The organism is Chryseobacterium sp. Y16C (assembly GCF_022488405.1).
GTDB lineage: Bacteria > Bacteroidota > Bacteroidia > Flavobacteriales > Weeksellaceae > Chryseobacterium > Chryseobacterium geocarposphaerae.
In genome coordinates, this window is sequence record NZ_CP092711.1 from 4,254,647 (window position 1) to 4,276,415 (window position 21,769).

The window sequence follows — 21,769 nt, forward strand, 5'->3', positions numbered from 1 at the left end:
AAATCATCAAACTATTTGAATTTCATTTTACAAAAGTCAGAATGTGAAAAACGATTTTTTTCTAATGGATTTTCCTTTGTTTTTCGTTGACAAAAACTTCATTGAACCAATTCATAACTGTGGTTTGTGCTTTTTACTATTGCAAATGTAGGATAGCATCATTCACTCAAAAAAATCTTTTTGGGTTTCTACAAAAATTCTTTCCACTTCATTCCAATAATTTTTCCAGACACTCCTAAATCCTTCGGACAAAAAGATTTCAAGCCCGATTCACCACTGTAATCCATTACGGGAAGTGAATCGGGTTTTGTGTGCCTGATGCTTTCCTATAATCATAGGCAAAGAAAAAGCCGGAACCTCAGTTATACTAATCAATTCAACTCAAGACGCTCTTTGACATCAACGAAAAAACAAATAGAAAAACAACAAAATATACTGTTTTTCAAAACTTAAATATAAAAAAGAGAGCCGAGTGTCCTCGATACCAAATCAAATCACTCAAGATTTTAATCATTAATAAAATAAATAATTATCAACGAAATCATTAACAAAATAAATCGAAACATTATGAACACAATTATCGGTAGAGTTACCAAAAACGCAGAAATCAACATCTTAAAAAACGACAAGCAAGTTGTGAATTTTTCAATAGCCATCAATGACAGCTACAAAAATAGACAAGGAGAAAAGGTGGAGCAGACCACTTATTATAATTGCGCATATTGGCAAAGTCCTAATGTCGCAAAATCTTTAACTAAGGGAACTTTGGTTGAACTATCAGGCAGAACGAGTTCAAATGCGTGGATAGGTAAGGATGGAGAGATAAGGTCTGGATTAAACTTCCATACTTCAAATATAAAGTTTCACGGAGGAGGAAAACGAGAAGATGTACAAAACTTTGTGACAGAAAAAGCGCAAGACAAAAAAACATTTGCGGAAGATACAGACGACGATCTACCATTCTAATTAGTGAAATTTATGGAAGCACAATTTAATTTTCAGATAAAGCAGAAAAAAGACAAACGAGGATGGGAAGACATAGAAGTTTATTATCTCACCGAATGTGACAGAACTACAGCAGTACGATATGCAAGAAAGATTTCCAAGATCTTTAAATCAGAAATCCGATTAACACAAGGGGCAGAACCTCTTAAAGTAAGTGGAACTTATATCTACGAAACCAATTAACAAGAAAAATTAGAAAATGAAAAAATCAATCAAACCAACCGAATATTTTTTAATAAAAGCAAAGAGCGAATGGGACGACTGTGATTTTGCAATTATACATATCACCGAAGAATGGAAAAAAATCCAAAAGAAAAGATTGGAAGTTGTGAAAATTGTGAAAAATGATTCTGATTTGAAATGGCTCAACTATGAAGATGTCAAAGTTGAGTTTTTCAAATTCTCTAAAGAAAACTACCCTCAAATTGAAGAATGGCTTTCAGAAAAAAATCAATTTTTCGTCGAATTGGAAAAAGATGATTTGAAACAACTTTTACAACCCGAACACGATTTGCACAACCGTCAAATGCAAGTTTTTAAGAGCGGAAATGCCATCTACAACGCATTCGGAAAACACACAAGCGAAGAATTTTTTACAGAAGAATTTTCATTGGAGGAATTCACAAAATAATTTATAGATTCAAAATTTCACATCATAAGAATTATGCAGACCAATTTTTTCAGACATATAGCAAAAATGGACTTAACAGGAGATTTGCAAATCACACTTCGTCCAACGACTGAAAATTGCTTTGTTCTTTCCATACTGCTCAGTAATGAGCAGTGTGGAGACGAAGCAAGGAAATTGATTCCACCTCTCAATCTTCGTGGTACAGCAGAGGAACTCGATAACGGTTTTTTTGAACAAATAACGACACCATTGCAAACCGCTTCTGGATTGATGGTGGATATGGAAGCTTTTATGAAGCAACTTGAAGAAGTTAAAAAGAAATCGGCAATGGAAAAGGAAAAGACGGACAAGGAAAAAAAGGAAAAAGATACCAAAGAAAAAAAGTATAAAGAAGCATTGCAAAAAGCCGAAGAACTTGAAAAAGAGGGAAAATATAAAGATGCTTGGACAGCACTTCCAAAAGCATCAGATTATCCCGACTTCGCCGAAGTTATCCGCGGTAAACAAGACGAGTACTCCAAATTTCTTGCCCCCAATCTTTTTACTGAAAGCAATGACAACAATGTACCAACTGAAACTACCTAACCTTAAAAATCTTAAAAATGTTACTTGCAACACTATTAGAACGAGTTTTTGTTTTGAAACACAATGGACACGAAATAAAACTTACAGACCCCGAACCTAAATGGAGTGTAGAAGCTGTGATGAATTTTTACGCTAATACTTACCCAATATTAACCACTGCAAAAGTTTCAGCACCGCAGATTAAAGATGATACTATACAGTACAAATTTGAAAGTGTAATGGGGACTAAGGGATAGATAAATATTGCGACTTGTTAAGAGCAAATAACTTTAAATCCAGTCCTCATTTTTCAGCAACCAACAACAAAATAAAAATGAATGCAACAAAAAATCATATCGGGAAAAATCAAGTTACCGGAAGAAAGACAACAAGAAGAGTTACATCAACAATTGGGCAGGTTCGCTCATTGGCTTCAAAAACCAAAGACCTTGAACGAAATTCGGAAAGACAAACAGAAGTCTGTACCAATAGCAATGCTTCCAATGGTTTTCTGAAATGTAAGTTTCTACCAAAACAAGAAGAAGTTTCACATTTTCAAGGTAGCAAGAAAATACTTAACACAGAAAGGGACTTTTATAAGTCCCTTTCTAAATTTTCCAAACAGTATGGAGTAGAGCCAATGCAAACAAAAGACTTTGGTTTTCCATATAATTTGGCTTTGGCAATGTGGGATATAAAAACGAAAATGAAACAGGCTAATGCGGATTGGAATCAATTCAAACTCATACGAACTAACAAAAAGTTTCATTTTGCAAAAGAAGAACAGTTCTGCACTAATACATCACTTTATTTTATTCCCGTTGTACCACTTTTTAAAATGCTTCACGACAAAATGTGTAAAAAGAATGCTCAACTTTTACTTTCGGTTTTTAGTTACCTTTATCATATTGCCAACGTTCCATATTATAGACAACAAGCTAGTTATCTGTATTGGATATACGAAATGCACGAAGGATGGATGGAGGAGGATGAAGCAGGAGAGGATTCACATCATTATTGCAGAGAGTTTGAAATGTCAAAGAATATAGGAGACAAAATAGAACGAAAAATTTTTAATATTAAAAATTTGGATTTTTTTGAACAGCGTTTGAAGTGTTTTAAAATCCAAAATGAATTTGACATCATTTGCCACAAAGTTGCTTCCGAAGCTTTTGCTCTTTATTCAGAATATCCAAATACAACAATTTTCAGAAATAAACCATCATCTGAAGAAAACCCGCACGATGACGATTATTCCAATAAAGCTATATCAATGGATATGTACATTTCATTTGTAGCTAACACCAAAGGCTGTTTGTACAATAATATTGAAGATAGCATTAATGCGGAGTTCAATGAATACGGAAGCATTGAAGAGCCAACTATTTACTTACCTATTAATGGAACAGAAATTCCAAAAGCGGATTTTGATTTTGAATATCGTTTATTCGCTTTAATGGAAAAATTACATCAAGTATTAACCTGTAAAAAATTAGAATGAATAATGTAATTGACACCAACAAATATTTCGGAATACTGTACGAACCAAAATCTGCATTGGTTTTTTACGAATCTTTAGATAAAAATGAAATGTACGTTGAACATTTTGATATGGACAGAAATGGAAATCCAGTCAATGCACATCCGTTAACTGTTAATGAAGCAAAAGCGTTAGCAAAATCATTAGTCATTGATGAAGAAATCGAGAAAGCCTTTTTAAAATCTAAAGGAATCTTAGCCAATAACATTTTGCATATTAACCCAAGCCAAAAAGGTTCAGTGATTTGGTACACCAAAGCACAAGAACGACAAATGTATTTTGTGAAAAATCTGGAAATACCCAGCGGAAAAGCAAAAGTTCCTGCAATGCTATGGATTGCGGATAAAGAAACTCTTTCTGTTTTTGCATTATCAAACGATAAAAGACCAACAGAAAAAACACCATTGCATTATGCTCCATTTTTCAACGTCTATAATGACGGTGATGTTTGTATGGGAACTGTAGATATAAAAATTAAAAACTCAGCTTCGGTCGAAGAATTTATAGAACAATGGGAGAACTACTTTTTCAATTCTTATTTCAGCCATTTGGTAGGTAATCATAATCCTATTGATGGGAACTTAGTCAACCTTTGGAAAAAATTGCTTGAATCAAATGAAGCTTTTCCTGTCAAAATGTTAAAGAAAAACAATAAAACCCTCAAAAATTTATTACGATGATTGCAACAAAAATAATGGTTCATTTTGCAGACAATTCTTTGCTTAGTCCGACCAACCCAATTTCATTAAACCTAATTGGAGGAGGAGGGACAGGTTCTAAAGTTTTAACAGCTTTAATGGAAATGAACCACAGTCTTATTGAATTAGGACACGCAGGATTACAGGTTCGTCTTTGGGATGATGATATTGTCACAAATGCCAATATAGGCAGACAACGGTTTGCAGAATGTGAAAGAGGATTGTATAAATCCGTTGCGTTAATCAACCGCATCAATCGATGGGCAGGAACCAATTGGAAAGCCGAAACACAAAAGTTTGAAAAAGATAGCTTCGGCAGATTTTCAGAAGATGCTAAAGCAACGATTACAATGACCTGCGTAGATAATGTACAGGCAAGGTTTGGTGTTGCAGAAATTTTAAAAGAGAGAGATGATTATAAAAGTTTCAGCAATCAACCTAAATATTGGATTGATTTTGGGAATGGTAAACATACGGGGCAAGTCTTGTTATCTACTGTTGGAAGCTTAGCACAACCAAAATCCGATAAATATGAAACAAGAAGTAATCTTCCATTTATTACTGAGGAATTCGGAGAACTTCTAAAACAATCCGAGACTGAGGACGATACGCCAAGTTGCAGTCTGGCAGAAGCTTTAGCAAGACAAGATTTGTTTATCAATTCAACTTTGGCTCAAATGGGATGTTCGCTTTTGTGGAATTTGTTCTGTGATGGATTAACTGAGAACAGAGGTTTTTTTCTTAATCTAAAGAACTTCCATTCTCAAGCGATTAAATTGTAGATTTTGCTGTCCGATGAAAGTCGGGCGGCAAAAATGCAATTCCTTCCTGAGGTCGGAAACGCATTTTTGCAAAATAAGGAGCAACCCTATTTCAAAAAAATTGCCTTGTTTTGGCTTTAGATATTTTTGAAAAAAGGATGCGGAGTATTTTATTTTTTTGAATTATTAAAATCAAGTAGATTCAAAAAATCTTGTTCAGTCATCTTAGTTCCAAACAACTTTTAAATCTTTAAATTCTAAGTTTGATTTCGTTTTCTCAAATGTATTTCTTTCAGGCTGTGAGGTCGTTTTGAATTTAAATATTTTGATAAACAATGGCTCACCTTGTATATCTTTAAATGAAAAATTTAGTCTGAAAGGAACATTTTTGGCCAATTCAGGAAATGGTTTGCTGGATTTATACAAGTCAATTTTGTGTTCATTACCTTCGATATCCACAATACTAATATCTTCGATTGTCATTTTTTTATTCTCATCCTTGGACATAATAAGGAAACTTATTTCAATGTTTTTCCCAGCTTTATTACCTGTAACTTTTGTGATTCTATAAGAAGAATTTTCTGTTTCTGTTTCAAGAATTGGCTTATTGATTTCAAGCACTTTTTTTAGATAATCGTTTTCAGAAGTCAAAACTTTATTGGTTGATTGCAAAGCTTCGTTTTCTTTTTTTAGAGCTTCACAGTTCGTTTGGCTAAATCCTGATATTCCGATTAAAAGTAGTGATAATATAATTAGTTTTTTCATAAACCCTCTTTAATAATGTGTTTGTTGGATATTCAAATATACAATTATTGATTTTTATTTCTTGTTTTACAATCGAAAAAGGGTTCTAATTCTTATGCTTTTTTTCTGACTACATAGGTTGTTTTCAGTTTGCAAAAGTATAAATCCTTTTCTGCTCAAAAAATCTTTTTGGGTTTCTAAAAAATTCTTTCCACATCGCTTCAATAATTTTTCCAGACACTCCTAAAATCCTTCGGGCAAAAAGATTTCGAAGCCTTCATTTCATTTTTCCATTCCGGTTTTGGCTGAAACTGGATTTCTATCGTCAAAAAGCAATGAAAAACAACTCCATAATCAGAAAAAATTAAAACACAGCAATCTGTGACTTTTCCGAAAAATAAAACAAAATACAAACATTTTTAAAATTTCAATTATGAAAAATCCAAACATTTCAGCCAATGATTTTTATGACAGTTTTATGGGAACAGAATCTTATTACTCCTACATAGGAAAATTGTTATTAACAGATGGTGTCATAACTATAGCTCGGGAAGAATCTTGCTTTTGGTTTCTTGACTGCATTGCATCCTACCAATATTCAGAAAAATTTCAAAAAGAAGAATTCCAAGTCTGGAAAATCGAAAGAATTGAAGCGAATAGATTCAACCTTTCTGCGACTGACGGAAATGATAATGTTCTGGCTACACAAGATATTGAGTTTTCTGATTTCTTCTTTAATGAGTTTACAATCTGGAAAGAAGATAATGTTTTACTCCTACCAGTGAACATTAATCAAAAAGAACCTCACGATGTACAGGCAATCGTATTTTTTTAAATTAAAAATATTTAAAATGGGAACTTACTCGATAATATATTTGAAAAAACCAGAAAAAGCGATAGAGGTAAATGAACTTCTCAAAGAACAATATAATCTAAAGTATGAAACTTACAATGGGATAGATTATGGTCTATTCTTTTCGCAAGAGATGTTTAATGAGGACTTACGATTTATGAATGAAGATGAGGAAGGTATAACTAATTTACCACATTTTAAACGTCCTATTTCCAAAGAAACTTACTATTCTCTTCTTTTTGGTTTAGGAAATTGTTTTGGAGATATAGGAACTGTCTGCATTAAAATCTCAAGTATTTCCGACAAAGACATAGATACTATTGCGGCACTTCAAAAATTTTCAAAAACTCCGGAGTTTAAAAAGTTGATTAATTTCAGAAAATCTAAAAATCTTCAACAATTATTGCAGACTAAAATGTAATTAGTTATAATAAAGCCAATTGGGATAAATTCCAATTGGCTCTTTTTTTTGTAAAAAGTTGTCAAAAATGCAATTGCTCCCTGTGGTCGGAAACGCATTTTTGAGACGTCTGAAGCAACCCCATTTCAAAAACATTTCCGTGCAAAGACTTTAGATGCTTTCGAAAAAAGGTTGCAATCTTTTTGAAAGAATTTCTAAGATTTATTGTAATATAATTTGACCGCTAAATCAAATTCTTTTAATATTTCATCATAACTGGTTCCTAACAACTTAAACTCGGTTGCGAGCTGGGACTTATATTTAAGAATTAAATTTGATGGAATACCGTAGAATGTATTTCTAAATATCTCAGAAGCATATCTGTTTTTATCATTCATAGATAATGAATTGATTAAATATAGATGCTTTAGAAATTTAATACAAGTATTAATGACTGATTCATCACCGTGTATTGTAAACTGTAGATTCTCTAATACTAAAGGGTAATAGTTCTCTCTACCTGCTATAAAGTCATAGAATTCGTTTTTTAAGGTGTCAAGTCCTATTCCTATTCCCAAATATTTTGACTTCAGAAGAAATCTGTAAAACTCACTGTTACATTTTTCGGGATAATAACTGAGCAAATATTTTTCTGGATTTATATAATTATAATATAGGTTTTGTTCAGATTTTATTCTTATTAAAGAACTGTCACTGCTTATCAATCTGTACTTATCATTAGATGAAAAATACATATTGTCTACCATTAAATTTGAAAAATTACCTGTGAAATCAGATTCATTTTGTTTTAATTTAGGAAGAACATTTAGCTTTTCTTCAACATAATCGATTTCACAATTTTCATTTACCCAATCTAAAATCGATTGAAAAAAGGTAGTTCTTTTTTCATTGTAATCTTCAGGAACTGGGCTTGGTCTGACACCATCCATAGTTATCTGAACATACATAAACGTTTTGTGAGAACCTTTTAATTCTAAAATTTTATTTTCAATATGTTCCTTTATGTAATAAGATATTTTAAACTTATGAATGAATTTGAAATCAAGTTCTTTTTCCAAGAAATAAAAAAGCATCAAAGAACTAAAATCCAATGCGAATAGAATGTCAGGACTATCTGTGATTGACCTGACTAATCTATTGGGAAGTGTAGTGAACTTACTACCAGAGTCAGTTGTTAGATGTAGATAGGCATCTATAAAATTATCTTTGAATACAGCTCTTACAACTTCCGTATATCCAATTTTCCAGCTGTAATAATTGTTTAGTGATTCTCTAATTCGTTCATTTTCTTGGGAACCACTAATGCCAAATTGCTCAATAAGCATTTTCTCAAAATCCTTAGGATTTGTAGGTGTCTGAAAAGATTCAAATCCCAGATTGTTTAGCGGATTATGTGCCTCTTCATTGATTTCTCGGAATAAGTTTACAGCATCATTGAATATCTCAATAATCACTACAGAATTAATTCTATTGGTCATTGGGGAAGGTATAGACACTTGATCTCCAATTTTTTTCCCAATTAAATTCTTATGAAATTCATTACCTGGAGAAATCTGTTCGCGAAATTTTTGATCACCAATTGTATACACCACATAGTATCCAAAACAAATCTCGTCATATCTTTCAAAAAATGAATCATATAGAGTAGATCCCACCATATAGTTTTTTCTGGCCATTGTATTACTAGGATTTTTTGCCAGGTTGTAAAGTATATCGAATCCCTTTTTTGGATTAATGTCATTTCTTCCCAAGATTCCAGAAATAAAAACTCCTACCTCTTCATCATTAAAGATCTCAGACATACTGTCAGAAATATCTTTGATTTTATCAAAATCACTAGATCTCTCAAGCGAAACTAAATAAGAATACAAATATCGTTCGTTACTTGGAAATTTAATATATAGAAATTCACTGATTGTTTTTAGCTTTGGAAAGTCATTAATTGTTAGATAAAGATTATACTCGATTTTACAAAGGTGTTCATCTACAAAACTGCTGTTTAACCTCCAAAACTCTAAAAGAGTTAGTAATTCTTTGTAACGAAACTGTTCTGAATCATTTTTATCAGAGAGTTGTTTATCAAGTAATAATATGTAAAGTCGTAGGGTGCCAGAAACTTTTGATTTGTCTAAATATGAATCCAGATATTGTATTGCTTCGTTGGTTTTCCCTATAAAATCTAAATCCTCAGCAATAAGATTTTTACAGTTAATATTTAACTCCACACTATCTTTTATGCTATTCAGGGATTTATAAACTTCTTTTTCATCATATTTCTCAATATATCTTAAATCTACAATTGTTTTTAATAAAGTCTTAATCTCGTTTGGATAAAAGTTTTTTTGCAGGGCTAAATCTAGATATTCAACATATTTGTGCTTATTTCCGATTTGCCTTTGAACATTGAAAAATGCACTGATAATGTTGAACAAATGTCGTTCATCAAGAATATCTGTCGATTCCAAATAATTTTTATACAATTCATCAATATCATCATTCTTTTCAAGAAGATAAAGAACGATTGATTTGAAAAGGTAAAATTCAGAATGTAGTTCTTCTCCTGATTTTTCATATAGATTTAAAGAATCCAATGCCTTTTGGTAATGCTCTTGGTGATTATAAATCTGGCATATTGCATTAGTGAAAAACCATTTAGGTTTTTCTATTTCATTGTATAAACTTTCTAATATCTGTATATCTTCAGGGCTATTGGATATTAAGTATTTTAAAAAATGGAGATAAAATTTTTGATTTTTGGTGGAATCTGCGATTTCTGAGTTTTCTAGACCAACTACATATTTCTCGATGAGGCTCAAACCACTATTCAATTCTGGAAAACGTTCAATAGAAAAATGTTTTCCGTTGATGTATCGAATAGGATGGTCATTGAAAGTTCTATTTACAAAAAGATCTATAGCAACTAAAAATGAGTCCTTGTTCTGAAAATTAATTTCTTTGTACTTCTCGAAATCAAAAGTTAGCTTAAGATTATATTGTCTCAAATCTTCTAGATAATTAAGTTTCTCGACTCTTATAATGTGATAAATTATACTGTGACGAAAACCGTAATCGTTGATTATTACATTAGGAACAGTTTTTAAAAATTGTTTGATATTACTGGACGTTATTGTCTTTACTATCCAAGCTGTAAGATTATACTCATCAATACTTAATAATTCGTCTGCTAATATTACAGCTTTTTGAGAATCTGGAATATGAAGATATTCTATGCAGGCTTTGGTTTTTAAAACTTCATCCTCTTTATTGAGATTATAAGCGTGAATGAAATCTTTTGCAGATTCTTGACTTGTAAACTCAGACAATTCTCTTTTACAAAGAGCTTTTAAGAATAATAACTTGCTTTTTGTTTTATTATCTACTGTAGTCTGGCTGTCATTTATTCTTTTTTCAAGAGCTTGAAGTAAAACAAGAGCTGTTTTGGGTTTGAAAGCCAGAATCAGGTGGTTGATTTCATCAAGCTGTTGCTTATACTCTGTAAGTAAAAGACCTAATCCATCTATAAATTGAGTAATATTATTATAAATTTTATCTCCAATCTCAACGCTTTCAGCATCAATATTTCCAGTGTTTACATTTTTATACTCCATAATCGTCGCCTATCCTAAAATTACCACCTTGGGTATTTACGTCACCAGTATTTACGTTTTTACTTTTGTATATAGAAGTTTCTGTTTTTGGAACTTTGTTAAGAATTTCCTTTAGAAATTTGTCATTTTCAGGATTATCTTCAATAGAATTCTCAATTATTGCTTTAATGACATTTTGTCTTTCTTTGTCTTCAGGAGCATCAATTAATTCTTTAAGTGCATTTTTTGGTTCATTATTTTTGAAAAATAAAGACTTTAACCAATCAATGCTTCCTTCGGTTAGTTTTTCACTTGATGTATCAACAACTTTCTCAGCACTTTTCTTAGCTAATTCAATTAAAAATGGGTACAATGCAGCAATGGCTGCTGTAGTAATTAATGGCATAGTTTAAATATTAGTAGATTATCACAAGCAATGTACCAATTTGGAATGTGTCAAATTGACAGTGAGTATTGTAGCGGAGTTTAACTAGTACACAACTAAAAACTTCTAATATGGCATTGTTACCTTAACCTGCATAAAATATTTGCAGCCAAAAAAATCTTATAACCTAGCATTTTACCTGCAATAAAATCATAAATATGAACCGCAATCCTGTAAAAGTAATTTACAGGTTTTGTTAAGACCTCAGTAGAAAGTTTACAGTTTCACTCCAAACCTGAACAAAAAAGTGTGTAATAAGATATCTTCATTTTATTATTTTTTTTGATTGCATAATAATGTCTTTTAAAATATTTATAATCAAATATTTATATTGTTTTTTTGTTTCTCTAAAAAACTCGTGCGTTCTGATAGCAAGATGTGTCTTTGTATATACAAACTTTTACAAGTTTTATATCCAAAGACGATCTTGCCTTTTCTTCAAAAAGGGTAAAAAAACTGCGGGACTTGTTTTTTTTATTTTGCGTTAAATCAGGTTTAAGATTCCAAACTAATCCAGATTATTCTTTTTTAATCGCCAGAGATTCCAGACTCATCCAGACTCATCTTATTTAGCCCAGCGACCATTAACACTATTGTTTTCAAGGTTTTGAAGTTCCAACTTTGCAAAAGAAATGTTAACCAAAAAACAAAATGAGATTACCCTTTTATTTTTTTCTGCTATTTACCGTTATAACGATTCGAGGACAAGTCGGTATTAATACGAAACTACCAGAAGCTACTTTAGATATTGTAGGAAAACCTACGGATGCTAATCATTTTGATGGCGTAATTCCTCCCCGTATAACAGGGGATCAATTAGCCGCTAAAATATATACTTCGTTAAAAAAAGGAACAATTGTTTTTGTTACAACTCCTCCAACTGATGTAGTCGGACAGGTTAAATACGTTGTTGAAGCAGGTCTATACTGCTTTGATGGTAATTTCTGGCAATCGCTTTCACAAGTTGATCCGATTGAGTATCATATTTTATTGACGTTTGACTCAAATAGCACAACAAGTTTAGCCGCAACATCAACTTGGTCAAGACCCACAAATCAGTGGGGTAATACAAACGGTTATTTAACTTCTTCAAAGTCTTACAAAGTTGGTACTAAAAATTGGGGAGGACTAAGTGGTAATATTTCTTTCAAGAAAGTAAATGGCATTGTTAATATTCGCTTTCAAGTATTCAGATCTTATGTCTCAGCACCAATAACAGAAAATGCTTTTATCAATATAGGAGATATATGTAGTGATTTAGGATTTCTGCCCTATCAAATAGTTTTACTACATCAAGAAAATTCAACACAATATTTTCCAGCGTTACTTGAAAATTTTAGTATTCAAATTCCACAAAGCTCCTTAAATGTAATGTCTTCATATTATTATACTTACGGAGAAGTACAAGTCTATTCTAATTGGAGAAAACCATATTTAAATTAGAATTTTCAAAATTTTAATCCTTAAGAAAATGTTGAATGAAAAAGATTATAAAAACAAATAAACTTTAATAAAAACAATACAACAATGAAAGCTCTAATTTATCTTTTCCTATCCTTAATTGGAATAACAATAAAGGCTCAGGTCGGAATCAATACTCAAACACCGGAAGCGACTTTAGAAGTTGTAGGAAAGCCCAACGATACAACTCATTACGACGGAATTATTCCACCCCGTATCACCGGAGAACAGTTGGCTGCGAAAACTTATTCTACATCGAAAAAGGGAACAATCGTATTTGTGACAGCACCATCAACTAACTTAAGCGGTCAGGTTCTCCATATTACCAAATCAGGTTTGTATTATTTCGATGGCACAGTATGGATGCCTTTTGTTCAGGAAGATCCTTTAAAAGATGTTGCCCTTAGAGGAAACTCTTCAACAGTGGAACTTGTTGTCAAAAGTAACCTTCATCTTGATTTTGATAGTAAGGAAAATTATATACTTGGAAATTCCCGAAGTCAAATTACAGGCGAGTATAATTCCATCGTTGCAACAGATTCTAAGATCACTTCAGGAAAAGGCAACTCTGCAAGTTTTTACGCAATGTCTCAGGGGGAGATTACAGGCAAATTAAATTATGGAGCAGGTGTTTCAGCACTGAATGGCATTGTAAACGGAACAATTTCAGGAAACAGAAATATAGGAATCGGAGCCGGAGCAATGTCATATATCACTTCCGGGAATGATAATATATCGATAGGATATTTATCTGGTACAGGAAACCGAACAGGTTCCAATAATATATTCATTGGTGTAGGAGCAGGAAGTCCTGCCGCAGGTAACAGAAGTATCAATAATAAATTAGCTATACATTCAACCCCCGTGACAACAAGTTCAACCAGCTTTTGGGATAGTATTACGAATAATTATACGGATTACAAATTCGCGTTGATTTCGGGGGATTTTTCTGAACGATGGCTCAACATCAATGGAAAATTGAGTGTCACTCCTTCACAAATGCCCTATGCAGATAATGATTCTTCATATACGAAAAGGGTAGTAGCTAAATCTGATGGATCATTTGGTTTTGCAACTGAAGTAATTCCTCAACCACCACCTGTAGGAACTTATGTTCTTAAGAGTGTCAATGGTGTGGCAAACTGGGAGGCACTTTAAAAAACAAAATAGAGTAATGAGAATTTACCAAATATTTTTAATTCTGTTGTTATGCATCTCAATGACCTCCTGCTAAACCATTATAGCTAATCCTGGCAAACCACTAATTGAAAGTTCAATAGAAGTCGGTAGAACCTATGAAGTTCAAGATTTTAATGCAAAAGTATTTAATCTAAAAATCACGGATTTTGATAAAGATTTCATTTATGGTACATCAGGTAAAAACAAACAGATTATCATTGATAGATCGACAATTAGACAAATGAAAAAATGGGAGGTGTCAAACTCTGTTATTCTAGGTGTGCTTGCAATAGTAGCGCTTATTTTCATTCCAATTTAAGAAGTTTAAAATGTATTTTTCTTTTTCAAATGAATACGGAACATCGTGAAAATAATACCATCATTTTTAGAATCACTGATCAGAAAAAACAAGAATGGCAAAAAATATGCGAGGCAAGGAAAATCTCTCTTACGAGTTTAATCATCAATTCTGTCGAAAACAGGATTTTGGATGACGAAAGAAGAAAAGTTCTAGAATTCATAGAGAAACAGGACAATGTTTTTGTCAAGATCGAGACCAATATCAATCAGGTTGCAAAGATCGTAAATACACAAAAACTCATCAGTTCTGAGAATTTAAAAGTTTTTAATGAAAGGCTTTCAGAGATAATAATTCTTAAAAAAGAGCAAAACAAAATATTTGAAAACATTTATTCTTTGCTATCAAAATGATCGTCAAGATAATGGATCCGGCGGGTTCCGATTTTCCGGGAGTCAATTACAATGATAAAAAAATAGACAAGGGAAAGGGAGAACTAATGATGATGAAAAACTTTCCTTCTTTTATAAATGAAAATAGTGATAAACAACAAGTAAGAGATTATTTAAAAGCTATTTCAGCAGGAAACAAGAAAGTTCTGAAGCCACAGTTTCACGCAACGATCTCAACAAAGTTCAATGAACATTCCAAAGAAGAACTTGCCAAGATTGCCGAAGACTTTATGGATGAGATGGGATACGGGAAACAACCATTTGTTACGGTTTTCCACAATGATACAGAGAATAATCATATTCATATCGTTACGACCCGGGTGGATAAGCAGACAGGAAAAAAGATCAATGACAGCTATGAAAAACTGAAAGCTCAAAAAGCTTTGGCTATTACTTTGGAAAAACTCTACGGAATCAAATCGGAGGAAGTATTGAACATGCTGTTGGACTATAAAATAAGTTCTCTCAGTCAGTTTGAAACTTTACTTAACAGAAGCGGTTTTAAGTTAGGCAAAAACACAAATGATGCAAAATCTTTGACCATTTTAAAAAACGGAGTAATCCAGCGAACATTATCAGGAGTCCAGCTTGTTTATGATAACAAAAAGAATGAAAGAAGAACAAAGCAACTGAAAGCCATTTTTTCCAAGTATAAAGATATTTATTCCAATAAGGTTTTCAAAGCTGAGGATTTTAGAAAGCTAGAAGCGATGCTTCCCGAAGAAAAGCGAAAAGCTGATTGGACACCGAAAATTGAGTTTGAAAGTGAGCTTCAGAAGAAGCTGAGAGATGTTTTTGGGATTGACCTGGTTTTTCACTTTAAAGACGAGTTTCAACCTTTTGGCTATACTGTGATTGACCATAAAACAGGCGCAGTTTATAAAGGAAGTGAAGTAATGAAAATGAATGAGTTGTTTGAGTTCACTTCCGAGAAATTGGATAAGAAACTGTTTGAAAGTCTGAAAGATTATAATATTCCAAATGATGAAACTAAAGCAGTACTGCAAAGGTTTCTGAAACATAAAAATCTAAAAAATGAAATAAAAGACTTTATGCTTTTTGGGAATAAAAAGCTGAAAAATAAGGAGACATTCACAGCTATCAGAAATGATTTAAAAGAATACCTGAGAACCCACAATAAAGAAGATGTCAGTATTGTAAAATCAGAAGATGGAAAATATTACGTCATTCATTCGAGACTTCATTACATCGGCGAATTGAAACCGATGATTGGGGAAAAGCAATATCAGGAATTCCTAAATCCTCAATTAGAAACTACTAAGGAAAATAGAGAAGGGAATGAATTGAAAAAAGCTGTCAATGAGATGTTTTTTGAACTGATGAAAAGTTCAGGCAATTCTAAAGATCCGGCAGAAAATGAATTGAAGAGGAGAAGGAAAAAGAAAGGACGATAAAATGAAGTCTTAATTTTAAAAATCTGTAATCAATGTAAAATTATGATAATCACATTTGCCACACAGAAAGGAGGAACGGGTAAAACAACTCTGGCGATTGCTTTTGCCAATTATGTTTCTGCCCATTCTAAAAGAACGATCAAGGTCTTCGATTTCGATTTTCAGAAGTCATTTTATCATAAATGGAAAGAAGATGAGTTACTTGATACTCCTAAACTATATGATGTTGAAATCATTGATGAAGAGAATAAGCAGCCCTTCTCGGATTTTGATAGTTTGATAGCATTGAAAGAAAGTGAAGAGATCAACATATTCGACCTTGCAGGAACCTTGGATGTAAAGTATAGCGACCTGCTTATTTACAGTGATTTTATTGTCATTCCCTTTGAATATTCCAATGTTTCAGCAAAATCAACTTTGGTCTTCATTAATTTTTTGGGACTCTTGGAAAGTCAGGCAGAAAGGGTATTCATTCGCTCTCGATATGATAAAGGCTATTTATACCAAAATCAGGAGGGAATGGATGCCGAAATTAGCAGGTATGGACTGCTATTGAAGAATCCTGTATTCAAAAGAAATTGTCTACAAATTCTTGATACCAGAAAATTAACTAATCAGCAGAAATATGCTGTAGAGAAATCATTCACCGAATTAATTGACCACATTAATAAATGCCTTGAAATTACATTATAAAGGATAACTATAAACTCATTACAGAATATGATTAAAATAATTACTTCTATCATAGCCATTTATCTGCTTTATTATGCAGGCAATGTATTGTATGATCTTTTTTTGAAAAAAGACAGTTCAAAAAAAACAGATGAGACAGAAGAGTATTCTCTAGCGGAATTTTCTGAGGATAACAAAAATGAAGTCCGGAAAATAGAGATCGATGATGTAGAAAGCATCAATACTCCTAATTCTTTTAACAAGAAAGAGCTATTCCCGGCTAATCAGGTGGAGAAGCAAGATGAAAGCCGTGACCTTGATTACATTCGAAAGAAGTTCGAGTCTGAACAGGATATTGATGATTTTTATAACGTTCCCGAAATACAAGAAAAGCCAAATGAAAAAGAACAAAAGGAAACTGTATCACCTGATACCCAACAGGAAGACATTGGTCAAGAGCAAGAAAAAAAAGAGATTCCATCCCCAAACCTTGACGCCTTACATAAACAATTTAAAAACTTTCTAAACCTCGCTGAAACAAGCGTTCAGGTTCTTTCGGAACGCAACGGATACAGGGTCTATCAATCAATGATCTAAGAGGTTAATCAATATTTTTTACTACCAAAACGATCCGCCCATAAAAGGCGGATAGCACACCCCTTATGCCTAATTCTAAGGAAAATAAACACAATTCTAAACATAAATCCTTAATCATTATGACCTACAAATCGAAACATTACAAGCTGTTTAAAAAGTTATTGACTGCTTGTGTAATTCTCTTTGCTGTAACCCCTGCATTTGCACAAGGTGGAGCAACGGCAATCTCTAATGCAGCCAATGACATCAAAGACTATTGGGATCCGATCAAGCTTATCCTAAAAGCAGTAGGAGGTTTGGTTGGTTTCATCGGCGGTCTCCGAGTGTACAACAAATGGACGAATGGCGATCAGGATGTCAACAAAGAAATCTTGGGCTATGGAGGTGCTATGATCTTCTTATTGGTAGTTCCGGAATTCGTAACAGCATTCTTTGCCTAATATGGGATTCTATCTCTACAAGGGGCTTAAAAAACCCCTTGTATTCTTCGGGCTGAAAGGCAAATACATCTTTTACGCAGTAGGAGTCATTGGAGTCGGTGTCATCGCAGCCCTCATATTATCCAAATTCGGATTGCTGGGTTCTCTTTTAGGACTGGCAGTTACAGCAGGAGGCGTCTATTTCATCTTCAAAAGACAGGATAAATACGGTTTGTACGCTAAGACCAAAAACTTCGATCAGGTTTTGATTTTTCCCAAAAAAATAAACAATAAAACACTTTTAGGTTATGTCCAAAATAAAAAAACAAGCATTTGATATTCCTTTTATCGGTTTTGATATTGGAAAAGATTTCGGGTGGGACTTTGATGTTTTATTTGGGCAGTACGGAAATCCTATTATCGGAATCAAAATAAAAAATCCTGTTGAACAATATTCGGCAGATCCTGACAATTATCTGAATTTCCATACTGTTTTAAATCAAGTTGTATCCATTATAGGAGAGGGCAGAATCGTCCAGAAACTCGATTTCTTTTCCAAGAAAAAATACAGTGCTGAAGAGTCAAACCAATTTCTACAGCAGAAATACTCAGAACATTTTGAAGGAAGGCTTTTCAAAACTATTGAGACTGTATTGCTTTTCACAGATATTGTGGATGATAAGCTGAAAAAGAAAATGAAGCACTACCATTTCTCTGACAAGAGTTATAAAGAGCTTCGTGATAAATGCCAAAAGGTATTCATGCTTTTAAAACAAAATAACTGTGAACCGCAGTTTTTGTTTGAAAAGGATTTTGAACATTACATCTCCGGCGTATTGTCGATGCAGTTTTCAGATGTTCCCGCTTTCGATAACATCAAATCAACCAATGAATATCTACAGATAGGAAATAAGTTCGTTAAGAATATTTCTTATGTAGATGTTGAAAATATTGATCTGCCTTCTGAAATAGAGCCTTATTCAATATTGGGAGGAAATGGCGCAGCATCGGAAACGGCTGTCGATAATTTTACATTCATTAATGATTTGGAGGATTACGAAACCATCATTTACAATCAGGTGATTACAATTCCTCTTCAGGCACAACAACAGAGAGAACTGGACAAGAAAAAGAAAAAGCACGAAGGCGCAGCCAATAATTCTCCGTCTAATGCCATTATAGCGGAAGAAATACAAACTCTTCTGCATAACATCGCTACTGATGGTCAATTGGTCGTCAATGCGCATTTTTCCTTATTATTTTCAACCGACACTCTGGAAAAAATGGAAGCTATTCAATCAATGGTCGAAAATAAGCTTTTTACAAAAGGTATCATCGTTTCCAAGAATGCCTACAATCAACTGGAACTTTTCCGATCAGCCATTCCAGGCAATGCCACGGAACTTAGAGAATACGATCTATTTATGACGACAAGCGAAGCGGCCTTGTGTTTTTTTTTTAAAGAGAGTTACCCCGTGAATGAAGAATCCAATTTCTATCTGAGGTTTACGGACAGACAAGGTGTTCCATTAAAAGTCGACCCTGCTGACCTGCCTATGAAAATTGGCAGAATTAATAATCGAAACAAGTTTGTTCTAGGACCAAGTGGTTCAGGCAAGAGTTTCTTAATGAACAATATTATTGAGCAGTATCTCACCTACAACTATGATGTTGTTATCGTCGATACCGGAGATTCTTATTCCGGAACCTGCAAATACAAAGGTGGGAGATACATTCTGTACACTGAAGAAAAGCCGATCACGATGAATCCTTTCCTTATGGATAAGAAAGAATTCAATATTGAGAAAATAGAATTTTTAACTAATCTGATCTTCCTTATCTGGCAAGGTCCTGATGCGTTAATGTCATCTGCCCAGAAATCAATATTGGATAATGTGCTGATGTCCTATTACCATCAATATTTCAACTCTGGAACTGAATGGTATGAGAATAAAACTTCAGAAGAATTAATTCTTTATTTGATTAAATACAACATTCACGAAGAAGATATTTATGCTCAATATGAGAATGAAGTCAATGAGGGACGAACTTACTACGATGTTTTAGGAATTGCTTTCAATGCAAGTTCGGAAGAGATCAAAGATGCTGGAAGAAGACTATTAAAATTCTATCATCCTGATAAAAACATTAATAATCCTGATTATGACAATGAAAAATTTTATACAGTCTACGAAGCTTATGAAACGCTGGGTGATGAAGAGAAAAGGAGAATTTATAATGAAACCCAATTGATTCTCATAAAATCCAATGAGATTGTAAAGCAACCTAAAACGGATGAAAACTGGAATGAATCATTTAGGAAAGCCATAATCATAAAAATCAAAGAACTGGAAGAGAAGTTGGATGCAAAAGAACTTTCCTTTAATGGTTTTTATGATTATTGCGACAAATTCCTACCTCTTTATCTGAATAATAAGAAACACAGTATCACAGAAAGAGAGTTTAATCTGAGAACTTTTCTATTTGTTCTGCGTGATTTTTATAAAGGTGGACGATATGGAACAACACTTAATGAATCTGCTGATAACACTTTGTTTGATGAATCGTTTATCGTGTTTGAGATTGACAATGTAAAGGATAATCCCAAACTTTTTCCCATTGTGACACTTATCATTATGGACACCTTCATTCAGAAAATGAGACTTCGAAAAGACCGCAGAAAAGCTCTGATTATTGAAGAGGCTTGGAAGGCAATTGCCAGTAAACTGATGGGAGGCTACATTTTGTATCTCTATAAAACAGTTAGAAAATTTTGGGGAGAAGCAGTGGTGGTAACACAGGAGCTGGACGACATCATTGGAAATGTTGTTGTGAAAGACTCTATCATTAATAATTCCGATACGTTTATTCTTCTTGACCAGACCAAATTCAAAGACAATTTCGATAGGATAGCAGCATTACTTTCATTGAATAAAGTCGAACAAAATAAGATTTTCACGATCAATAACCTTAACAACAAGTTTGGACGAAGCAGGTTCAAGGAATTTTATCTGAAGCGAGGTTCTAAAGGTGAAGTCTATGGTAACGAAGTTTCAATAGAACAGTACTTGACCTATACAACAGAGAAACCCGAGAAATCGGCAGTAGAGTATTATGTGCAGAAGTACGGAAGCTATGATGAGGCGCTTATAAAGATTGTCTCAGATTTAAAAGTTTTTGGAGACAGCCTTGAAAATCTTGTTTCGCTGGTCAATCTGTATCAGAATCCTTTAGACCAAAAGATTGTTTCCTATTACCGCAGGATGAAAAATGAGAACAAAGGGAAAAATGTTTTCAAGGTCATTTCACAGGAACTTGAAGACCATCAGATCAGTTTTTTAGAATTAATCATTAAAAAATATCAGTATGAAAAAGTTTAGTATGCTCTTTTTAGGATTAGGAAGTTTTTTATCTGCTCAGAACACTTATATCGATCCTACGGTCACCGCAGCAATGATTTTGTATTCAGAAAATCTAAAAGCGAAACAGAACGAAGTCATCGAGGAAACATCCAAATTAAAAGATGCTCAAACTTGGGTCGGAACCCAGATGGTAGCCGCCAATGATATTCAAAATAAAATATTAAAAGGTTTGAAGGAAGTTTCCGGAACACTGCAAAATGGAATTCAGGTACAGCAGATCTACACTGAGCTAAACAAATGCTACGATTATTCTGCTCAGGTTGTCCAATTAGCTTCACAGCATCCTCAGTATGCCATATTCGGAACTAAGGCATCGCAAAAAACGTATGAGCAGAGTCTGAAAATCGTAACGGATATCACAGATATTCTTGCATCGGGAGAACTGAATTTAGCGACTGCAGGAGACCGCTATAAAATCCTTCATAACATTTCGGGAAATGTGAAAAATCTGAAACTATGGCTTTTGGCTATCAAATTAAGATTAGAAAAAGCCAATCGATTAGGGTTTTGGAATTCCATCAATCCTTTTGCGGGGTACATCAATACCGATAAAGGTATTGTAGAAAATATTATGAACAAGTATAAGAGGAATTTTTAAAAGTCAA

24 protein-coding genes are annotated in these 21,769 nt (G+C 33.2%); 21 read left to right on the forward strand and 3 right to left on the reverse strand.

The genetic code is table 11. The annotated features are described in order from the left end of the window. Window positions 1–567: 567 nt before the first annotated feature. From MKS83_RS19325 to MKS83_RS19360, 8 genes are all read left to right on the forward strand, one after another. Window positions 568–966 carry a single-stranded DNA-binding protein gene (locus MKS83_RS19325; protein ID WP_002981163.1) on the forward strand — a complete coding sequence of 133 codons (399 nt, stop codon included), beginning with the start codon at window positions 568–570 and terminating at the stop codon, window positions 964–966. A 12-nt stretch (window positions 967–978) separates the two neighbouring features. Continuing rightward, on the forward strand, window positions 979–1,188 hold the full coding sequence (locus MKS83_RS19330) for a hypothetical protein (RefSeq protein WP_002981162.1): 210 nt from the start codon (window positions 979–981) through the stop codon (window positions 1,186–1,188). A gap of 16 nt (window positions 1,189–1,204) precedes the next feature. Next, window positions 1,205–1,636 carry a hypothetical protein gene (locus MKS83_RS19335; protein ID WP_002981161.1) on the forward strand — a complete coding sequence of 144 codons (432 nt, stop codon included), beginning with the start codon at window positions 1,205–1,207 and terminating at the stop codon, window positions 1,634–1,636. Window positions 1,637–1,669: 33 nt separating this feature from the next. Further along, the gene (locus tag MKS83_RS19340; protein ID WP_002981160.1) at window positions 1,670–2,221 is read left to right on the forward strand and encodes a PRTRC system protein E; all 552 of its coding nucleotides are present in this window, start codon (window positions 1,670–1,672) and stop codon (window positions 2,219–2,221) included. Between the two features lie 17 nt (window positions 2,222–2,238). Further along, window positions 2,239–2,457 (forward strand): PRTRC system protein C, encoded by a 219-nt coding sequence (locus MKS83_RS19345; protein WP_002981159.1) that lies wholly within the window; start codon window positions 2,239–2,241, stop codon window positions 2,455–2,457. 77 nt (window positions 2,458–2,534) lie between these two features. Next, the gene (locus tag MKS83_RS19350) at window positions 2,535–3,701 is read left to right on the forward strand and encodes a hypothetical protein (RefSeq protein ID WP_002981158.1); all 1,167 of its coding nucleotides are present in this window, start codon (window positions 2,535–2,537) and stop codon (window positions 3,699–3,701) included. Beyond that, a complete protein-coding gene (locus tag MKS83_RS19355; RefSeq protein WP_027374946.1) occupies window positions 3,698–4,420 on the forward strand; it encodes a PRTRC system protein B in 723 nt (240 codons plus the stop codon). The genes MKS83_RS19350 and MKS83_RS19355 overlap by 4 nt, the downstream gene beginning before the upstream one ends. Beyond that, window positions 4,417–5,220 carry a PRTRC system ThiF family protein gene (locus MKS83_RS19360; protein ID WP_002981156.1) on the forward strand — a complete coding sequence of 268 codons (804 nt, stop codon included), beginning with the start codon at window positions 4,417–4,419 and terminating at the stop codon, window positions 5,218–5,220. The genes MKS83_RS19355 and MKS83_RS19360 overlap by 4 nt, the downstream gene beginning before the upstream one ends. Before the next feature lie 204 nt (window positions 5,221–5,424). Here MKS83_RS19360 and MKS83_RS19365 read toward each other — a convergent pair whose 3' ends face one another. Continuing rightward, window positions 5,425–5,964: a hypothetical protein gene (locus tag MKS83_RS19365; RefSeq protein WP_002981155.1), complete on the reverse strand. Its 540-nt coding sequence runs from the start codon at window positions 5,962–5,964 to the stop codon at window positions 5,425–5,427. A 412-nt stretch (window positions 5,965–6,376) separates the two neighbouring features. Here MKS83_RS19365 and MKS83_RS19370 point away from each other — a divergent pair, with 412 nt between their 5' ends. Beyond that, a complete protein-coding gene (locus MKS83_RS19370; RefSeq protein WP_002981153.1) occupies window positions 6,377–6,778 on the forward strand; it encodes a DUF6876 family protein in 402 nt (133 codons plus the stop codon). Between the two features lie 16 nt (window positions 6,779–6,794). After that, window positions 6,795–7,217 carry a hypothetical protein gene (locus tag MKS83_RS19375; RefSeq protein ID WP_240580929.1) on the forward strand — a complete coding sequence of 141 codons (423 nt, stop codon included), beginning with the start codon at window positions 6,795–6,797 and terminating at the stop codon, window positions 7,215–7,217. A 194-nt stretch (window positions 7,218–7,411) separates the two neighbouring features. On the opposite strand, the gene MKS83_RS19380 is transcribed toward MKS83_RS19375, so the two are convergent. After that, entirely contained in the window at window positions 7,412–10,825 is a 3,414-nt protein-coding gene (locus MKS83_RS19380) for a hypothetical protein (RefSeq protein ID WP_002981151.1), read from the reverse strand. Beyond that, window positions 10,815–11,210, reverse strand: a complete 396-nt coding sequence (locus MKS83_RS19385) for a hypothetical protein (RefSeq protein WP_002981150.1) — start codon at window positions 11,208–11,210, stop codon at window positions 10,815–10,817. Before MKS83_RS19385 ends, MKS83_RS19380 begins: the two co-directional genes overlap by 11 nt. Window positions 11,211–11,900: 690 nt before the next feature. On the opposite strand from MKS83_RS19385, the gene MKS83_RS19390 reads away from it, so the two are divergent. The 11 genes from MKS83_RS19390 (at window position 11,901) to MKS83_RS19435 (ending at window position 21,762) form a co-directional block, all read left to right on the forward strand. Then, window positions 11,901–12,692 (forward strand): hypothetical protein, encoded by a 792-nt coding sequence (locus tag MKS83_RS19390; protein ID WP_240580930.1) that lies wholly within the window; start codon window positions 11,901–11,903, stop codon window positions 12,690–12,692. An 84-nt stretch (window positions 12,693–12,776) separates the two neighbouring features. Continuing rightward, entirely contained in the window at window positions 12,777–13,868 is a 1,092-nt protein-coding gene (locus MKS83_RS19395; protein WP_240580931.1) for a hypothetical protein, read from the forward strand. A gap of 82 nt (window positions 13,869–13,950) precedes the next feature. Beyond that, window positions 13,951–14,208, forward strand: coding sequence for a bacteriophage spanin2 family protein (locus tag MKS83_RS22360; RefSeq protein WP_410679622.1), 258 nt, complete (start codon window positions 13,951–13,953; stop codon window positions 14,206–14,208). Between the two features lie 29 nt (window positions 14,209–14,237). Then, a complete protein-coding gene (locus tag MKS83_RS19400; protein ID WP_240580932.1) occupies window positions 14,238–14,600 on the forward strand; it encodes a hypothetical protein in 363 nt (120 codons plus the stop codon). Beyond that, window positions 14,597–16,054 carry a relaxase/mobilization nuclease domain-containing protein gene (locus MKS83_RS19405; protein WP_240580933.1) on the forward strand — a complete coding sequence of 486 codons (1,458 nt, stop codon included), beginning with the start codon at window positions 14,597–14,599 and terminating at the stop codon, window positions 16,052–16,054. The genes MKS83_RS19400 and MKS83_RS19405 overlap by 4 nt, the downstream gene beginning before the upstream one ends. 42 nt (window positions 16,055–16,096) lie before the next feature. Next, complete coding sequence (locus MKS83_RS19410) at window positions 16,097–16,747, forward strand: ParA family protein (RefSeq protein ID WP_240580934.1); 651 nt, start codon at window positions 16,097–16,099, stop codon at window positions 16,745–16,747. A gap of 27 nt (window positions 16,748–16,774) precedes the next feature. Next, window positions 16,775–17,323 (forward strand): hypothetical protein, encoded by a 549-nt coding sequence (locus tag MKS83_RS19415; RefSeq protein ID WP_240580935.1) that lies wholly within the window; start codon window positions 16,775–16,777, stop codon window positions 17,321–17,323. Between the two features lie 119 nt (window positions 17,324–17,442). Further along, window positions 17,443–17,763 (forward strand): DUF4134 domain-containing protein, encoded by a 321-nt coding sequence (locus MKS83_RS19420; RefSeq protein WP_240580936.1) that lies wholly within the window; start codon window positions 17,443–17,445, stop codon window positions 17,761–17,763. A 1-nt stretch (window position 17,764) separates the two neighbouring features. Further along, entirely contained in the window at window positions 17,765–18,079 is a 315-nt protein-coding gene (locus tag MKS83_RS19425) for a DUF4133 domain-containing protein (protein WP_240580937.1), read from the forward strand. After that, window positions 18,051–21,122 carry a TraG family conjugative transposon ATPase gene (locus MKS83_RS19430; RefSeq protein ID WP_240580938.1) on the forward strand — a complete coding sequence of 1,024 codons (3,072 nt, stop codon included), beginning with the start codon at window positions 18,051–18,053 and terminating at the stop codon, window positions 21,120–21,122. The genes MKS83_RS19425 and MKS83_RS19430 overlap by 29 nt, the downstream gene beginning before the upstream one ends. Beyond that, window positions 21,109–21,762, forward strand: coding sequence for a hypothetical protein (locus MKS83_RS19435; RefSeq protein ID WP_240580939.1), 654 nt, complete (start codon window positions 21,109–21,111; stop codon window positions 21,760–21,762). Before MKS83_RS19430 ends, MKS83_RS19435 begins: the two co-directional genes overlap by 14 nt. Window positions 21,763–21,769 lie beyond the last annotated feature (7 nt).

Bases quoted from the DNA above. Each gene is read 5' to 3' on its own strand.
- MKS83_RS19355 (WP_027374946.1), top strand. From the start codon at position 3,698: ATGAATAATGTAATTGACACCAACAAATATTTCGGAATACTGTACGAA.
- MKS83_RS19425 (WP_240580937.1), top strand. From the start codon at position 17,765: ATGGGATTCTATCTCTACAAGGGGCTTAAAAAACCCCTTGTATTCTTC.
- MKS83_RS19365 (WP_002981155.1), bottom strand. From the start codon at position 5,964: ATGAAAAAACTAATTATATTATCACTACTTTTAATCGGAATATCAGGA.
- MKS83_RS19325 (WP_002981163.1), top strand. From the start codon at position 568: ATGAACACAATTATCGGTAGAGTTACCAAAAACGCAGAAATCAACATC.
- MKS83_RS19435 (WP_240580939.1), top strand. From the start codon at position 21,109: ATGAAAAAGTTTAGTATGCTCTTTTTAGGATTAGGAAGTTTTTTATCT.
- MKS83_RS19390 (WP_240580930.1), top strand. From the start codon at position 11,901: ATGAGATTACCCTTTTATTTTTTTCTGCTATTTACCGTTATAACGATT.
- MKS83_RS19400 (WP_240580932.1), top strand. From the start codon at position 14,238: ATGAATACGGAACATCGTGAAAATAATACCATCATTTTTAGAATCACT.
- MKS83_RS19335 (WP_002981161.1), top strand. From the start codon at position 1,205: ATGAAAAAATCAATCAAACCAACCGAATATTTTTTAATAAAAGCAAAG.
- MKS83_RS19350 (WP_002981158.1), top strand. From the start codon at position 2,535: ATGAATGCAACAAAAAATCATATCGGGAAAAATCAAGTTACCGGAAGA.
- MKS83_RS19375 (WP_240580929.1), top strand. From the start codon at position 6,795: ATGGGAACTTACTCGATAATATATTTGAAAAAACCAGAAAAAGCGATA.
- MKS83_RS19410 (WP_240580934.1), top strand. From the start codon at position 16,097: ATGATAATCACATTTGCCACACAGAAAGGAGGAACGGGTAAAACAACT.
- MKS83_RS19360 (WP_002981156.1), top strand. From the start codon at position 4,417: ATGATTGCAACAAAAATAATGGTTCATTTTGCAGACAATTCTTTGCTT.
- MKS83_RS19330 (WP_002981162.1), top strand. From the start codon at position 979: ATGGAAGCACAATTTAATTTTCAGATAAAGCAGAAAAAAGACAAACGA.
- MKS83_RS19415 (WP_240580935.1), top strand. From the start codon at position 16,775: ATGATTAAAATAATTACTTCTATCATAGCCATTTATCTGCTTTATTAT.
- MKS83_RS19430 (WP_240580938.1), top strand. From the start codon at position 18,051: ATGTCCAAAATAAAAAAACAAGCATTTGATATTCCTTTTATCGGTTTT.
- MKS83_RS19370 (WP_002981153.1), top strand. From the start codon at position 6,377: ATGAAAAATCCAAACATTTCAGCCAATGATTTTTATGACAGTTTTATG.
- MKS83_RS19380 (WP_002981151.1), bottom strand. From the start codon at position 10,825: ATGGAGTATAAAAATGTAAACACTGGAAATATTGATGCTGAAAGCGTT.
- MKS83_RS19340 (WP_002981160.1), top strand. From the start codon at position 1,670: ATGCAGACCAATTTTTTCAGACATATAGCAAAAATGGACTTAACAGGA.
- MKS83_RS19385 (WP_002981150.1), bottom strand. From the start codon at position 11,210: ATGCCATTAATTACTACAGCAGCCATTGCTGCATTGTACCCATTTTTA.
- MKS83_RS19420 (WP_240580936.1), top strand. From the start codon at position 17,443: ATGACCTACAAATCGAAACATTACAAGCTGTTTAAAAAGTTATTGACT.
- MKS83_RS19345 (WP_002981159.1), top strand. From the start codon at position 2,239: ATGTTACTTGCAACACTATTAGAACGAGTTTTTGTTTTGAAACACAAT.
- MKS83_RS19395 (WP_240580931.1), top strand. From the start codon at position 12,777: ATGAAAGCTCTAATTTATCTTTTCCTATCCTTAATTGGAATAACAATA.
- MKS83_RS19405 (WP_240580933.1), top strand. From the start codon at position 14,597: ATGATCGTCAAGATAATGGATCCGGCGGGTTCCGATTTTCCGGGAGTC.